Source organism: Streptomyces sp. WAC05292 (assembly GCF_003949955.1).
In the GTDB taxonomy this organism is placed as follows: domain Bacteria; phylum Actinomycetota; class Actinomycetes; order Streptomycetales; family Streptomycetaceae; genus Streptomyces; species Streptomyces globosus.
This window is the reverse complement of sequence record NZ_RPSE01000133.1, coordinates 1-14,633: the sequence shown is the minus strand read 5'-3', so window position 1 is coordinate 14,633 and position 14,633 is coordinate 1. Positions and strand designations below refer to the sequence as shown.

The following is a 14,633-nucleotide window of genomic DNA, read 5'->3' as shown; positions in this document are numbered from 1 at the left end:
CCAGGCCGTCCTCGCCCTCGCCCGGCGACGCGTCAACGTCCTGTGGGCCCTCATCCGTGACCGACGGTGCTACCAAGTGACACCGCCTGTCACCGAGGCTGCTTGACAACAGCATTAGGAAGCCTCCTTCGGTTCGCCGGACCGGGTGAGGAGGTCGGCGCACTTCTCCCCCACCATCAGGACGGCGATCATCGGGTTGACGGCGGGAATGGTGGGGAAGACGGACGCGTCGGCGATCCGTATGCCCTCCAGGCCGCGGATGGCCAGGTCGGGGGCGACGACGGCCATGGTGTCGTGCTCGGCGCCGATCCGGCAGGTGCCGGCCGGGTGGTACACGGTGTGCGCGGCCCTGCGGGCGTACTCGCTCAGTTCCTCGTCGCCGGTGACGTCGGGGCCGGGGCAGACCTCGCGGCCGAGCCAGGACGCCAGCGGTTCCGCCGCGGCGATCCTCCGGGCGATCCTGATGCCGTCGACGAGGGTGCGGGCGTCGTGGTCGTCCTCGTCGGTGAAGTAGCGGAAGTCCAGGGCCGGCTTGGCCTCGGGGTCGGCGCTCGTCAGGTAGAGGCGGCCGCGGCTGCGGGGCTTGGGGATGTTCGGGGTCATCGACACGCCGTGCGCGGGCCGTTCGTAGCCCAGCCGCTCGGGGTTGTCGGTGAACGGCACCTGGTAGAAGTGGAACATCAGGTCGGGTCCGGCGGACTCGGGGTCGCGCCGTACGAACAGTCCGGCGTCGCTGTCCATCGCGGAGTTCTCGGGGATCGGACCGCGGGTCTCCCAGACGATCACGGACTCCGGGTGGTCGAGCAGGTTCTCGCCGACGCCCGGCAGGTCGTGGCGGACGTCGATGCCGAGTCCGGCCAGCTGCTCGCGCGGACCGATGCCGGAGTGGAGCAGCAGCCGCGGCGTGTCCACCGCGCCGGCGCAGACGACCACCTCGCGGGAGGCCCGTACGAGGAGCTCCTCGCCGTCCGCGGCGCGCACCCGTACGCCGGTGGCGCGGACGCCGTCGAACTCCAGCCGGTACGCCCAGGTCTCCAGCAGCAGGTGCAGGTTGGGCCGGTCCAGGAACGGGTGCAGGTAGGCGACGGAAGCGGACGAGCGCTTGTTGTCCTCCGGGTGGTAGGCGAGGTCGAAGAAGCCGACCCCCTCGTGGAAGGGCTCGCGGTTGAACCCCTCGACCCTGGGCACGCCGAGGGCGTCCTGCGCCGCGTCCACGAAGTCGCGGGCGATGGCGTTGCGGTCCTTCTCGTCGACCGGGACGATGTTGTTGAGGAGCCTGCCGAAGTACGGGTCCATCGACGCGGCGTCCCAGCCGTCGGCGCCCATCGCGGCCCACTCGGCCCAGTCGGACGGCAGCGGCTTGAACGCGATCAGCGTGTTGTGCGAGGAGCAGCCGCCGAGGACGCGGGCCCGGCTGTGCCGTATGTGGGAGTTCCCGCGCGGCTGTTCGGTGGTGGGGTAGTCGTAGTCCAGGTCGCCGCCGAGCAGGCCGGTCCAGCGGCGCAGGGTGAGGACGTCGGGGCGGTCGACATCGGACGGGCCGCCTTCGATGACGGCGACGGTGACGGCGGGGTCCTCCGTGAGGCGGGAGGCGATCACCGAACCGGCGGTGCCACCGCCGACGATGACGTAGTCGTAGGTGCGGTCGGACATCCTGAGTTCACTCCATGAAGCGTGGGGGGCGTACGGGTGGCTGCGCCCGGCCCCGGCCGGTGCGGGCCGCCGCGCCGGCCGGAGGGTCCGCCGGGTCAGCCGGAGAACCACCGGACGGGGCGGGGCGCCAGGTTCTGGTAGACGTGCTTCGTCTCGCGGTACTCGGCGAGGCCGGACGGGCCGAGCTCGCGTCCCACGCCCGACTTGCCGAATCCGCCCCATTCGGCCTGCGGGAGGTAGGGGTGGAAGTCGTTGATCCACACGGTGCCGTGGCGCAGCCGGCCGGCGACCCGGCGGGCCCGGGCCGCGTCCGCGGTCCAGACGGCTCCCGCGAGCCCGTACTCGGTGTCGTTCGCAAGTGCGACCGCCTCGTCCTCGGTGTGGAAGGCCTCCACTGTCAGAACGGGCCCGAAGACCTCCTCGCGGACCACGCGCATGCGCCGGTGGCAGCGGTCGAGGACCGTGGGCTCGTGGAAGTACCCGCCGGCGGGCCTGGTGGCGGAGGGCTCGGGGCGGCGTCCTCCGCTGCGGAGCACGGCCCCCTCGGCGAGCGCGGACGCGACGTACTCCTCGGTGCGCTCCAGCTGGGCCGACGAGACCAGCGGGCCGCACTCGACGCCCTCCTCGGTGCCCCGGCCCAGCCGGATCCGGGCGGCGCGGCGGCTCAGCTCGGCGACGAAGCGTTCCCGTACCGATTCCTCGACGATCAGCCGGGAGCCTGCGGAGCAGACCTGCCCGCTGTGCATGAACGCGGCGTTGAGGGCCTGGTCGACGGCGGTGTCGAAGCCCTCGGCCGTTCGGCAGGAGTCGGCGAAGACCACGTTCGGGTTCTTTCCGCCGAGCTCCAGGGCGACCTTCTTGACGCCGGGCGCCGCCGCCTGCGCCACCTTCACCCCGCTGGTGAGGCCGCCGGTGAACGAGACGAGGTCGACGTGGGGGTGCTCGGCGAGTCGGGCGCCGACCGTGTGGCCGGGGCCGGTGACGAGGTTCGCGACGCCGCTCGGGAGTCCGGCTTCGGTGAGCAGCCCGATCAGCGCGACGGTGCTGAGCGGGGTGATCTCGCTCGGCTTGACCACGAAGGTGTTGCCGGCGGCCAGGGCCGGCGCGATCTTCCAACTGGCTTGCAGGAGAGGGTAGTTCCAGGGCGTGATCATCGCGCACACGCCCACCGGCTCGTGGACGACGACGCTGTGCACGGTGTCGCTGCCGGCATCGACGACGCGGCCCGCCCCCTCGGCCAGGACCAGGTCGGCGAAGTAGCGGAACGCGTCCGCGACGCAGTCGACGTCGGCCCGCCCCTCGGCGAGGGTCTTCCCGGCGTCGCGGCTCTCCAGCAGGGCCAGTTCCTCGCGGTCGCGGACGAGGAGTGCGGCGGTGCGGCGCAGCAGGTCGGCCCGCTCGGCCACCGGAGTGCCCGGCCACGGGCCGGAGTCGAAGGCGGCGCGCGCCGCGGCGACGGCGGCGTCGGCGTCCGCCGCGCCGCCCTCGGCGACGACCGCGAAGGGGCGGCCGTCCGCCGGGTCGAGGATCTCCCGCGTCTCACCGCTCAGCGCATCGCGCCAGGTGCCGTCCGCGTGAATGGTCGTTCGTGTCAACAACAGTTCGGTGCTTTCTGCTTCGAGCCGGTCCACCGTGCTGTGCGGCTGCACATGCGGCGCGGACCGCCGGCATGACGGGGCCGCGGGGCGCGGGGTCCGCCGGGACGGTGCCCGCTCCGGGGCCGCCGCCGGTCAGCCGGAGGGCAGGTGCTGGTCATGCGGGCCGAAGTTACCCAGCAGAAAGGGAAATCGCATGAGGCGCGGGCCTTGCCCCGGGCCGGGCGGAGTGTTATCCCCGGAGCGGCCTGCACGCGTCGCAAAGTGACAAAGTCAACAAGATGTTTGAGCAAACCAGTACAAGATGATGTAAATCCGACTTGGTAACGAAGAGATAACATCTCTGCCCAGTGCCACGTTCGCGATCGGAACGTTATGCCTTCGAGCGCAACTCGGGGGTTTGCCCGCGCCGAATCCGGACAAGCCGGCCGCCGCCGCGCGGTACAAAGGCCGTATGGACGAGCATCCGGGGACCGGCCCGGCGCAGGACGACATCGAGGCCGTCACGCGCGCCGTACTGACGGCGTCCCGCCTGCCGGCGGCCGTGTCGGCACGGTCGCTCGCGGCGGTCGAGGAGGCCATCACCCTGCCGCAGTTCCGGATGCTCGTGGTGCTGTCGACCCGCGGGCCCTCCAAACTGGTGGTGCTCGCGGAGCATCTCGGCGTCCAGCCGTCCACCGCCGTGAGGATGGCCGACCGGCTGAAGGCCCCCGGGCGCGGCGGCGAGCGGGGCCGGGCGGGGCCGGTACCGGGCGTCAGGCGTTGACCGCGGGGATGACCTCGGAGCCGTAGGCGTCGATGGTGGCCTCGCGGTTGTCGTGCATGTCGTAGACGGCGAACTGGTCGACGCCCAGGCCGCGGAGGTGGCGGAGCTTTTCCACGTGCGCCCGCGCCGGGCCGAGGAGGCAGAAGCGGTCGACGATCTCGTCCGGGACGAACGCCGTGTCCGGGTTTCCGGCGCGGCCGTGGTGGCTGTAGTCGTAGCCGTGCCGGTCCTTGATGTACGCGGTGAGTTCGTCCGGGACCATGCCCGAGTGCTCGCCGTAGCGGGAGACCAGGTCGGCGACGTGGTTGCCCACCATGCCGCCGAACCAGCGGCACTGGTCCCGGGCGTGGGCCAGGGCCTCCGGGGAGTCGTCGGCGGTGACGTAGGCGGGGGCCGCCACGCAGATGGTGAGGGCGTCGGGGTCGCGGCCGGCCTCGCTCGCGGCCTCCCGGACCGCCTTCACCATCCACTCCGTCAGGAACGGGTCCGCGAGTTGGAGGATGAAGCCGTCGGCCTTCTGCCCGGCGAGGGCCAGGGCCTTCGGGCCGTACGCCGCCATCCAGACCGGCAGCCTGCCGTTCCTGATCCACGGGATGCGGACGGGGTTGCCGTCGACGCTCGCCTCGCGGCCCTCCGCCAGGTCGCGGATGACGTCGATGGCCTCGCCGAGGCGCGCGAGGGTGTTCGGCTTGCGGCCGGCGACGCGCATCGCCGAGTCGCCGCGGCCGATGCCGCAGACGGTCCGGTTGCCGTACATGTCGTTGAGGGTGGCGAAGGTGGAGGCGGTGACCTCCCACGTGCGGGTGCCCGGGTTCGTGACCATCGGGCCGACGTGGAGCTTCTGCGTGTGGGCGAGGATCTGGCTGTAGATGACGAACGGTTCCTGCCACAGCACCGCGGAGTCGAAGGTCCAGCCGTAGCGGAAGCCGTTGCGTTCGGCCCGCTTCATGAGGCTGACGACCTGGGAGGCCGGCGGGTCGGTCTGCAGGACGAGGCCGAAGTCCATGCGGGGGTCTCCTTACAGGTACTGGCAGGTGGAGCGGTGGATGAACGCCCCGTGGCCGGCCCGGCCGGTGTACTGGCGGCGGTCGATGACGAGTTCTCCGCGGGAGAGCACCGTCTCGACGCGCCCGGTGACCCGCCTGCCCTCGTACGCCGAGTAGTCCACGTTCATGTGGTGGGTCTCGGCGGAGAGGACCTGCTCGGCGTGCGGGTCGTACAGGACGATGTCGGCGTCCGAGCCCGGCGCGATGGTGCCCTTCTGCGGGTAGAGGCCGAACATGCGGGCCGGGGTCGCGCAGGCGATCTCGATCCAGCGGCGGCGCGTGATGTGCCCGTCGACGACCGCCTGGTGCAAGAGGTCCATGCGGTTCTCGACGCCCGGCAGGCCGTTCGGGATCTTGGAGAAGTCGCCGCGGCCCAGCTCCTTCTGCCCTCGGAAGCAGAAGGGGCAGTGGTCGGTGGAGACGACCTGGAGGTCGTTGGTCCGCAGGCCCCGCCACAGCGCCGCCTGGTGCTCCTTCGGCCGCAGGGGCGTGCTGCACACGTACTTGGCGCCCTGGAAGTCCGGCTCGGCGAGGTTGTCGGTGGAGAGGAAGAGGTACTGCGGGCAGGTCTCCCCGAAGACCGGCAGCCCCTTGTCGCGGGCGGCGGCCAGCTCCGCGACGGCCTCCTCCGCCGAGACGTGGACCACGTACAGCGGGGAGCCGGCGACCCGGGCGAGCTGGATCGCCCGGTGGGTGGCCTCGGCCTCCAGCAGCACCTTGCGGACCTCGCCGTGGTGGCGGGGGTCGGTCTCGCCGCGCGCCAGGGCCTGCTCGACGAGGACGTCGATCGCGATGCCGTTCTCGGCGTGCATCATGATCAGCCCGCCGTTCCCGGAGGCCCGCTGCATGGCGCGCAGGATCTGCCCGTCGTCGCTGTAGAAGACGCCCGGGTAGGCCATGAACAGCTTGAAGGAGGTGATGCCCTCGCCGACGAGGAGGTCCATCTCCTTCAGGGTCGCCTCGTTCACGTCGGAGAGGATCATGTGGAAGGCGTAGTCGACGGCGCAGTTGCCGTCCGCCTTCGCGTACCAGGCGTCGAGGCCCTCGCGCAGGCCGCGGCCCACGCTTTGGACGGCGAAGTCGACGATGGTGGTGGTGCCTCCCCAGGCGGCGGCCCGGGTGCCCGTCTCGAAGGTGTCGGAGGCGGACGTCCCGCCGAAGGGCAGCTCCATGTGGGTGTGGGCGTCGACGCCGCCCGGGATGACGTACTTCCCGGTCGCGTCGAGGACGCGGTCGGCCGTCCAGGCCTCGGCGGCCGCCGAGCCGTGGGCGGCGAGGGCGGCGACCTTGCCGTCCTCGACCAGGACGTCGGCGTGGAGTTCGTCGGCGGCGGTGACGACGAGGCCGCCGCGGATCAGGGTGCGGTGGGACATGCGGCGCCTCCCGGCTACACGATGCTGCGCAGGGCCTGTTCGATGATGTCGGCGCCCTCTTCCGCCTCGGCGACGGTGAGGGACAGCGGGGGTGCGATGCGCAGCACGCTGGTGTTGTGCCCGCCTCCCTTGCCGAGGAGCAGGCCGCCGCGGCGGGCGGCTTCCAGTACGGCCGATGCGGCGTCGGGGTCGGCCTGGTCGGTGCCGGGACGGGTGAGCTCCACGGCGGCCATCAGGCCGCGGCCGCGGACCTCGCGGACGGCCGGCACGGGGGCGGCGGCGGAGCGGAGCCGTTCGAGGAGCAGGCCGCCGACGCGGCGGGCGTTGCCCTGGAGGTCGTGCTCCAGCAGGTGGCCGAGGTTGGCGAGGCCGGCGGCCATGGTGACCGGGGAGCCGCCGAAGGTGGAGATGGAGTTGGTGTCGAGGCAGTTCATCACCTCGGCGCGGGCGACGACACCGCCGATGGACATGCCGTTGCCGATGCCCTTGGCGAAGGTGAGCATGTCGGGAGGGCCGCTCCGCCCGTGGGCCTGCCAGCCCCAGAAGTGGTCGCCGGTACGGCCCCAGCCGGTCTGCACCTCGTCGCTGATCCACAGGATGCCGTGCCGGTCGAGGACCTCCCGGAAGGCGGCGTACAGGCCGTCGGGAGGGGAGGTGAACCCGCCGACGCCCTGGACCGGCTCGGCGATCAGCGCGGCGACGGAGCCGCGGGCCTGGCCGAGGACGTCCTCGAGGTCGGCGACGGCGGCGGCGGTGAACTCCGCGTCGGAGAGTGCGGCGAAGGGGCCTCGGGTGCGGACCGCGCCGTGGACGTAGTAGGTCTGCAGCGGCGACAGGCTCGTCGGGGACCAGCCGCGGTTGCCGGTGACGGAGACGGTGGTGAAGGACCGGCCGTGGTAGCTGTTGCGCATCGCCAGGATCTGGTTGGAGCGGCGGTACGCGGTCGCGAGCAGCAGGGCCGCGTCGTTGGCCTCGGTGCCGGATGTGGTGAAGAAGACCCGGGCGTCGGGGATGCCGGAGAGCGCGGCGATGCGCTCGGCGAGCTCGACCATGGGGCGGTTGAGGTACAGGGTGGAGGAGTGGATGAGCCGGCCGGCCTGCTCGGAGACGGCCTTGGTGACCTCGGGCAGGGCGTGCGCGGTCATCGTGGTGAGGATGCCGCCGAAGAAATCGAGGTAGCGGTTGCCGTCGGCGTCCCAGACGTGGCGGCCCTCGCCGTGCGTGAGCTCCAGGGGGCTCTCGTAGTACAGCGCGAGCCAGTCGGGCATGACGGAGCGGTGGCGGCTGAGCAGGGGGGTCGGGTCGGTCACGGCTTGACGAGTCCTTCGTAGGCGTCGGGGCGGCGGTCGCGGTAGAAGGCCCACTGGGTGCGGACCTGCCGGATGAGATCGAAGTCGAGGTCGCGGACGAGGAGTTCCTCCTCCTTGTCGCTGGCGACGTCGCCGACGAACTGCCCGCGGGGGTCGACGAAGTAGCTGGTGCCGTAGAAGTCGTTGTCGCCGTACTCCTCGCGGCCGACGCGGTTGATCGCCGCGACGAAGTACTCGTTCGCGACGGCGGAGGCGGGCTGCTCCAGCTGCCACAGGTGCGCCGACAGGCCGCGGTGGGTGGCGGAGGGGTTGTAGACGAGCTGGGCGCCGGCGAGGCCGAGGGCGCGCCAGCCCTCGGGGAAGTGGCGGTCGTAGCAGATGTAGACGCCGACCTTGCCGACGGCGGTGTCGAAGACCGGCCAGCCGAGGTTGCCGGGGCGGAAGTAGTACTTCTCCCAGAAGCCCTTGACCTGCGGGATGTGGTGCTTGCGGTACTTGCCGAGGTAGCTGCCGTCGGCGTCGATGACGGCGGCGGTGTTGTAGTAGAAGCCGGAGTCCTCGATCTCGAAGACGGGGACGACGATGACCATGCCGGTCTCGCGGGCGAGGTCCTGCATGCGCCGGACCGTGGGGCCGTCGGGGACGGGCTCGGCCCACCGGTAGTGCTCGGGCTCCTGCACCTGGCAGAAGTAGGGGGCGTTGAACACCTCCTGGAACCCGATGATCCGCGCGCCCTGCGCCGCTGCCGCGCGGGCGTGCGCCTCGTGTTTGGCGATCATCGACTCGGTGTCTCCGGTCCAGGTGGCCTGGACGAGTGCGGCGCGGACGACTTGGGCCATGAGCTGCTCCTCGCGACGGGAACGCCGACTTCTACGCACGTAGACGGTGTGCGTAGGGAGTAGAACGTAGGCCCCGTCACACGGCGGGGCAAGACCGCCTTGCACGGTTGGAGCAGTCGGTCGAAATCGCGCACGGGCCGGTCAAATCCGCTCATGAAGCGGTCGGTTCAGGAGTCGGGGAGTTTCGCGACGCGCAGCGCGTGGACGAGGTCGCGGCGGTGTCCTGCGGAGACGTCCGCGGCGGCGCGCAGCAGGCGGGGGACGAGCCGGTCGGGGTCGCGTCGGGCGGCGCGGGCGGCGTCCTCGGCGGTCCGGGCCCGTACGAACGCCTCCAGGACGGCGCCGGCCTCACGCTCCCGGCCGGTGTCGAGGAGCGCGACGGCGGCCTCGGCGATGTCGGAGGCGGGACGGGCCACGCCCTGGCGCAGCAGCGCCGCGCAGTCGGCGTGCCGCCCGGCCGCCCCGAGGGCGGCCGCGACCGCCGCGAGCCGCTCGGGCGGGAGCGCGGCCGCCTCCCACAGCAGGGTGGCCCAGTCGGCGCCCAGCCCGGCGCGCGCCAGCGCGTCGGCGAGTGCGGGCAGCCGCTCGGGCGGCCAGCCGGCCGCCGCACACAGCAGGGCGTACGCCTCGCCGCCCTGCCCCGACATCCGCAGCCGGACCAACTCCCGTGCGAACCGTGCGATGTAGGCGGCCCCGCCGGTGTCGGCGGCCCGGCCGTCGGCCGCCCCGGCGCCCCCGCCCGCGGCCCAACCGTCGGCGGCCCCGGCAACCGCGGCATCTGCGGTGCCTGCCTCGCCGGCACCGGGATGGGTGGCGGGAGCCGCGCCTGCGGCCGATCCCGCAGCGGTCACGCCGACAGCAGGAGGCGGGGCCGCGCCCGGGTGAGCGGCAGAGGCGGCGGCCGTCCTGCCCGCGGGGGCGGTCGATCCCGCAGCCCCCGCGAACCGCGCGCCCCGCGGCGCCGGCGCCCGGGCCGACACCGGGGCCGAGTCGTACGGGATGCCCGTCGGCGGCGCATCCTCCGCGGGGGCCGCGCCCGCGTACCGCGCCCCGCCTGCCTTCCGCCCGCGCCGCCGAGCCGCCCGCGGCGCGTCGGCGCTCTCCGGCTCCGGGGCGCCGGCGTCCGGTGCACGTCCGGCGAAGCCGCCCTCCGCGGAGCGATCCGCGTCATCGGCGCCCGCGTACCGCGCCCCGCCTGCCTTCCGCAGCCCCCGCCCCGGCTGCCGCGACGCCGACGAGGCCTCGCCGGAACCGTCACCGCCGCCCTGCCCTGCCGTACGGCCCGCGGCGCCCTCCCGGAACACCTCCCGGGGCGAGGGTGCCGTCCGGGGCCGGCCGGCAGGGTCGGCGCTGCTCTCCTGCTCCGCCGGGCCGGCCGAGACGCCGCCACCGGTGCCGCCCCCGGCGGCGTGGCTCGCTGGGCCGACCCCCGGCAGCCCCCGGTACGCCGATTCCTCCTGCAGGGGCGGGCCCCCGGGGCCTGCACCGTGCGCCGGGCGTCCGGCAGGCGGCGTCCGGCCCGCGGCCGGCTCCCCGCCTCGCGCCGGGCCGGCCCCCGGAGAACGGCCCTCCGCCTCCCCGCCGCCCGGCCGAGGCACGGCCGACGCCCAGGACGGCGGCACCGCAGCGGCCGGCCCGCCCTGGCCCGCGCCCGACGCCGGCGTCGTACCGGCCGGCCCCGAAGGCGGCGGCACCACGGCGGCCGGTCCGGCGGCTTCCGGGTACGGCGGCGCGGCCTGCGGTGTCCGGGCCGGGGTCGGTTCCCGGCCTTGCGGCGGGGTGGCCCGCGCGAGGCGGCCCTGCTCGGCCGCGCCACCGCGCCGGCTGCCCCCGCCCGCGGGGGTGGGCGGCCCGGCGGCTGCCGTGTCCGACGCCGGGGGCCGTGCGTGCGGCTGGGCGGGTACGGCCGACAGGGCGTCGGCGGGGGGCGCGGGATTCGGGGCGGCCGCGAGCGCGGCCAGGCGGGTGGCGAGGTCCCGGTGGCGGGATGCGGCGCGGGCCGTGTCGTCGCGGAGCCAGGCGTGTTCGGAGGCGAGGGCCGCCGCCTCCGTGCGGTCGGCCGCTTCCGCGAGGCGGGCCGCCACGGCGTGCAGGGCGGCTTCGCAGGCGGTGCGCTGGGCGGCGGCGGCCGCGAGGTGGGCGCGGAGTTCCTCCGCACCTCCGGGCAGGCGGTCCCACTCCGCGGCCGCCTCGGCGCGCAGCCGGGCCGCGTACCCGGCCTCGCGGGCCGCGGTCCCGGCGCCGCGGACCGCCTCCAGGTCGGCGAGCAGCGAATCCACCACGTCCCACGGCGCCGGCACCGCGCCTTCCAGGCATGCGCGCAGCCCCTCGGGGTCCCGGCGCAGGAACTCCCCGTACCATCCCGTCGCCGGGTCCAGACGCCGGGTCAGGCCCCGTAAGTAGCCGGAGAGTCGTGCGGTCGCGGGCGAGGTCGCGGTCTCCATCACCGCATTGGACACCACCCGTGTTACGGGCGGGCTACGGGCGCCTCACGCGCGGACGGCGATCGCCACGTGCGGGCGCTTGCCGAGGCGGGCGGCCGCGGCGGGCAGGTCCACCGCCCAGAACTGCCAGGTGTACTTCCGCGACATCAGCCGCCGGACCCGCTTCAGCCCGTCGGCGTCGAGGATCCGCGCCGTTCCCTCCAGGACGCCGGCGCCCGGCTCGACGCGCCCCCGGACGTCGCACGGGGCGAGCGAGACGCGGCCGTTGTTCCGGATCCGCTTGACCTTCCAGGAGTCGCTGCGCGTCCAGACGAACAGCTCGCCGCCGTCCGCGACCGCCCACACCGGCGTGGCGACGGGCGTGCCGTCCTTCCGGTACGTGGTGAGGCTGACGTACTTGCCGCGTCCGAGCTCTTCGAGGGTCATCCCGCGAGGCTACGGCACGCCCGCCGGCCCGGGGCCGTCCGGTGGGCCGGGCGCGGGGCCGCGGGGCGCGGCGCCGCCCGGGGTGCCCGTACGGTACGGGGCCTCTTCGGGGGCCGCGCAGGCGGCGACGAGCAGGCCGGCGGCGAGGACCGCGCCGAGGAGTCCGATTCCGAGGCGCTGGGGTGCGTTGCTCTCTGACACGCCCTCACGCTTGCCCCGCGGCCTGCCGCTCCCATCCCGGATTGGTCCGTTCGGCCCGCCTGAGGCACCCCGGCCGCCTGCCGGTCAGGCCGGGACGAGGGCGCAGCGGCGGACGACGTCGTCCAGGGAGAGGCCGAGTGCCTGCGCCAGCGCGGCGACGGTGAAGAACGCCGGGGTGGGCGCCCGCCCGGTCTCGATCTTGCGGAGGGTCTCGGCGGACAGTCCGGCCGCCGCCGCGACCTCGACCATGCTGCGCCCGCCGCGGGCCTCGCGGAGCAGGCCGCCGAGGCGTTCGCCGCGCTCGCGCTCTTCGGGGGTGAGGGGGGTGCGGACCATGGCCCCATCGTACCGCCGGCCCCCGACAACTATACCGGTAAAGTTATACCGGTATAGTTATTGGCATGGTGCAGCTGAAGACGGACAAGCAGATCGACGAGATGCGCGCCGCGGGCCGCGTCGTGGGCCGCGCCCTCGCCGCGGTGCGCGCGGCCGCGCGCGTCGGGGTCACGCCCCGGGCCCTGGACCGGGTGGCGCGCGGGGTGCTCGCGGAGGCGGGGGCGTCCTCGCCGTTCCTCGGCTACCGGCCGCGGTTCGCCCCGGTGCCCTTCCCCGCCACGGCCTGCATCTCGGTCAACGACGCGATCGTGCACGGCATCCCCGGCGACCGCCCCCTCGCCGACGGCGACCTGGTCAGCGTCGACTTCGGCGCCCGCCTGCGCGGCTGGGTCGGGGACGCCGCCGTCAGCTTCACGGTCGGCCGCCCCCGCCCCGCCGACCTGCGGCTCGTCGAGACGGCGGAGGCCGCTCTCGCCGCCGGCATCGCCGCGGCCGTCCCCGGCAACCGGATCGGGGACATCGCCCACGCGGTCGGCACGGTCTGCCGCTCCGCCGGATACGGCATCCCCGACGGGTTCGGCGGGCACGGCGTGGGCCGCGGCATGCACGAGGACCCGGGCGTGCCCAACGAGGGCCGGCCGGGGCGCGGCGTGCCGCTGCGCCCCGGCATGGTCCTGGCGATCGAGCCGATGCTGATCGCGGGCGGAACCGACGACTACACCTGCGACGGGGACGGCTGGACCCTGCGCACCGCCGACGGCAGCCGCGCCGCCCACGCGGAGCACACGGTCGCCGTCACCGCCGCCGGCCCCCGGATCCTCACGGCACCGTGACCGCCGGCACGGCGTGGCTCCGGCCCGGCGTCACCCTGCCGGTCGTCCCGCCCGGCCCGGCCTCACGGCCTGCCGTGCGGGTGGACCGCCATCGCCGAACCCCCGCCGCGCCGCGTGCGCTCCGCGGCCGCCAGCCAGCGCCCGTCCGGAAGGCGCTGCACGCCGGTCGCGGCGCCGATCTCCGGGTTCAGCCGGAAGGCGTGGCCCAGTGCCTCCAGTTCGGTGCGCAGCGGGCTGTCCCACAGGCCCGGCTCCAACTCGGTGGTGGCCTGGTTGCGCTGACTGGCGCGCGGCGCGGCGATCGCGTCGACCAGCGGCAGCCCGCGGTCCAGGTGCCCGGTCAGGGTCTGCAGCACGGTGGTGATGATGGTGGCCCCGCCCGGGGAGCCCACGGCGAGGACCGGCCGCCCGTGCTCCAGCACGATGGTCGGCGACATCGACGAGCGCGGCCGCTTGCCGGGCCCCGGCAGGTTCGGGTCCGGCACCCCGGGGACGGCCGGGGCGAAGGAGAAGTCCGTCAGCTCGTTGTTCAGCAGGAAGCCCCGACCGGGGACGGTGATCCCGCTGCCGCCGGTGGACTCGATGGTCAGCGTGTACGAGACGACGTTGCCCCAGCGGTCGGCGACCGTCAGGTGCGTGGTGTTCTCCCCCTCGTACGTGGTCGGCGCGGCCTGCCCGGCCGCGGCGCACGGCCGCGGGTCGCGCGGGTCGCCCGGCGCGAGCGGGCTGGTCAGCGCCCGGTCGGGCCTGATGAGGCAGCCACGCGCGTCCGCGAACCGCTGTGAGAGCAGCTCCCGCGTCGGCACCTGCTCGAAGGCCGGGTCGCCGACCCAGCGGCCCCGGTCGGCGAAGGAGATCCGGGAGGCCTCGATGAAGCGGTGGAGGTACTGCGCCTGCGGCAGCCGGCCCAGGTCGGTGCGCTCCAGCATGTTCAGCGCCTCGCCGACGGTGGTGCCGCCGGAGGACGACGGCGCCATGCTGTACACGTCGAGGCCGCGGTAGGAGATGCGCGTCGGCTCCTGCCGCTTGGTGGTGTAGGCGCGCAGGTCCGCGGCGGTCAGGTCGCCGGGGCGGACGTTGCGGGTGGCGGCCGGGTCGACGGGCGGCCGGCGGACGGTGTCGACGATGTCCTCGGCGATCGGCCCCCGGTACATGGCCCCCGTGCCCTTGCGGGCGATCTCCGCGTACGTGTCCGCGAGGTCGGGGTTCTTGAAGGTGGAGCCGACGACGGGCAGGGCGCCGCCGGGCAGGAACAGCTTCCGGGTGTCGGGGAAGTCCCTGAAGCGGGCCTCGTTGGCCTCGGTCTGGGCGCGGAAGGTCGCGTCCACCGTGAAACCGCTGCGCGCGAGTCTCTCCGCCGGCTTCAGCAGCTGCTTCAGCGGGCGGGTGCCCCAGGCGTCGAGGGCGCTCTTCCAGGTGGCGGGCGTGCCGGGGACGCCGACGCCGCGGCCGCTGGTCTGGCCCTCCGCGAACGGGATGGGGGCGCCGTTCTCCTGGAAGAGTCCGGCGGTCGCCGAGGCCGGCGCGGTCTCCCGGCCGTCGATGGTGTGCACGCGGCGGGTGCGGGCGTCGTAGTGGACGAAGTACCCGCCGCCGCCGATGCCGGCGGAGTACGGCTCGGTGACGCCGAGCGCGGCCGCGGTCGCGACGGCCGCGTCGACGGCGTTGCCGCCGGAGCGGAGCACGCCGATGCCGGCGGCGGTGGCGTCGGGGTCGACGCTGGCGACGACGCCGCCCCAGCCGACCGCCACCGGCGTCTTGGCGGGGGTGGCCCCGCCGGCCGGGGAGGGCGGGGCCACCCCCGCCAAGAC

12 protein-coding genes and 1 pseudogene are annotated in these 14,633 nt (G+C 74.5%); 2 read left to right on the top strand and 11 right to left on the bottom strand.

Annotated features, from left to right (window positions below; all coding sequences use genetic code 11):
- Nucleotides 1–114: 114 nt before the first annotated feature.
- Together EF903_RS16475 and EF903_RS16470 are read right to left on the bottom strand one after the other, a co-directional pair.
- Complete coding sequence (locus tag EF903_RS16475) at nt 115–1,653, bottom strand: GMC family oxidoreductase (RefSeq protein ID WP_125543988.1); 1,539 nt, start codon at nt 1,651–1,653, stop codon at nt 115–117.
- 95 nt (nt 1,654–1,748) lie between these two features.
- A complete protein-coding gene (locus EF903_RS16470; protein ID WP_125543987.1) occupies nt 1,749–3,251 on the bottom strand; it encodes an aldehyde dehydrogenase family protein in 1,503 nt (500 codons plus the stop codon).
- Nucleotides 3,252–3,702: 451 nt separating this feature from the next.
- Here EF903_RS16470 and EF903_RS16465 point away from each other — a divergent pair.
- Nucleotides 3,703–3,963 (top strand): annotated as a pseudogene (locus EF903_RS16465) (MarR family transcriptional regulator); the annotation flags it as partial.
- A gap of 40 nt (nt 3,964–4,003) precedes the next feature.
- On the opposite strand, the gene EF903_RS16460 reads toward EF903_RS16465, so the two are convergent.
- The 8 genes from EF903_RS16460 to EF903_RS16425 all read right to left on the bottom strand — a co-directional run bounded on the left by EF903_RS16460 (nt 4,004) and on the right by EF903_RS16425 (nt 11,989).
- A complete protein-coding gene (locus EF903_RS16460; RefSeq protein ID WP_125543985.1) occupies nt 4,004–5,020 on the bottom strand; it encodes a TIGR03842 family LLM class F420-dependent oxidoreductase in 1,017 nt (338 codons plus the stop codon).
- Nucleotides 5,021–5,032: 12 nt separating this feature from the next.
- Nucleotides 5,033–6,433 (bottom strand): dihydropyrimidinase, encoded by a 1,401-nt coding sequence (gene hydA / locus EF903_RS16455; RefSeq protein WP_125543984.1) that lies wholly within the window; start codon nt 6,431–6,433, stop codon nt 5,033–5,035.
- A 14-nt stretch (nt 6,434–6,447) separates the two neighbouring features.
- Nucleotides 6,448–7,701 carry an aspartate aminotransferase family protein gene (locus EF903_RS16450; protein WP_125543990.1) on the bottom strand — a complete coding sequence of 418 codons (1,254 nt, stop codon included), beginning with the start codon at nt 7,699–7,701 and terminating at the stop codon, nt 6,448–6,450.
- A 38-nt stretch (nt 7,702–7,739) separates the two neighbouring features.
- Complete coding sequence (locus tag EF903_RS16445; protein WP_125543983.1) at nt 7,740–8,582, bottom strand: nitrilase-related carbon-nitrogen hydrolase; 843 nt, start codon at nt 8,580–8,582, stop codon at nt 7,740–7,742.
- A gap of 167 nt (nt 8,583–8,749) precedes the next feature.
- The gene (locus EF903_RS16440; RefSeq protein ID WP_125543982.1) at nt 8,750–11,026 is read right to left on the bottom strand and encodes a hypothetical protein; all 2,277 of its coding nucleotides are present in this window, start codon (nt 11,024–11,026) and stop codon (nt 8,750–8,752) included.
- Nucleotides 11,027–11,071: 45 nt separating this feature from the next.
- Nucleotides 11,072–11,452, bottom strand: coding sequence for a PPOX class F420-dependent oxidoreductase (locus EF903_RS16435; RefSeq protein WP_125543981.1), 381 nt, complete (start codon nt 11,450–11,452; stop codon nt 11,072–11,074).
- A 9-nt stretch (nt 11,453–11,461) separates the two neighbouring features.
- A complete protein-coding gene (locus EF903_RS16430) occupies nt 11,462–11,653 on the bottom strand; it encodes a hypothetical protein (RefSeq protein ID WP_125543980.1) in 192 nt (63 codons plus the stop codon).
- Between the two features lie 84 nt (nt 11,654–11,737).
- A complete protein-coding gene (locus EF903_RS16425) occupies nt 11,738–11,989 on the bottom strand; it encodes a helix-turn-helix domain-containing protein (RefSeq protein WP_114054902.1) in 252 nt (83 codons plus the stop codon).
- 65 nt (nt 11,990–12,054) lie between these two features.
- On the opposite strand from EF903_RS16425, the gene map reads away from it, so the two are divergent.
- Nucleotides 12,055–12,822 (top strand): type I methionyl aminopeptidase, encoded by a 768-nt coding sequence (gene map / locus EF903_RS16420; RefSeq protein ID WP_125543979.1) that lies wholly within the window; start codon nt 12,055–12,057, stop codon nt 12,820–12,822.
- Between the two features lie 62 nt (nt 12,823–12,884).
- On the opposite strand, the gene ggt is transcribed toward map, so the two are convergent.
- The coding region (ggt, locus tag EF903_RS16415; RefSeq protein ID WP_399420999.1) for a gamma-glutamyltransferase at nt 12,885–14,633 on the bottom strand (1,749 nt) is incomplete at its 5' end.

Coding starts and splice junctions, on each gene's coding strand:
- EF903_RS16475 (WP_125543988.1), bottom strand. CDS start 1,653: ATGTCCGACCGCACCTACGACTACGTCATCGTCGGCGGTGGCACCGCC.
- EF903_RS16460 (WP_125543985.1), bottom strand. CDS start 5,020: ATGGACTTCGGCCTCGTCCTGCAGACCGACCCGCCGGCCTCCCAGGTC.
- hydA (WP_125543984.1), bottom strand. CDS start 6,433: ATGTCCCACCGCACCCTGATCCGCGGCGGCCTCGTCGTCACCGCCGCC.
- EF903_RS16450 (WP_125543990.1), bottom strand. CDS start 7,701: ATGCCCGACTGGCTCGCGCTGTACTACGAGAGCCCCCTGGAGCTCACG.
- EF903_RS16445 (WP_125543983.1), bottom strand. CDS start 8,582: ATGGCCCAAGTCGTCCGCGCCGCACTCGTCCAGGCCACCTGGACCGGA.
- EF903_RS16440 (WP_125543982.1), bottom strand. CDS start 11,026: ATGGAGACCGCGACCTCGCCCGCGACCGCACGACTCTCCGGCTACTTA.
- EF903_RS16435 (WP_125543981.1), bottom strand. CDS start 11,452: ATGACCCTCGAAGAGCTCGGACGCGGCAAGTACGTCAGCCTCACCACG.
- EF903_RS16425 (WP_114054902.1), bottom strand. CDS start 11,989: ATGGTCCGCACCCCCCTCACCCCCGAAGAGCGCGAGCGCGGCGAACGC.
- map (WP_125543979.1), top strand. CDS start 12,055: ATGGTGCAGCTGAAGACGGACAAGCAGATCGACGAGATGCGCGCCGCG.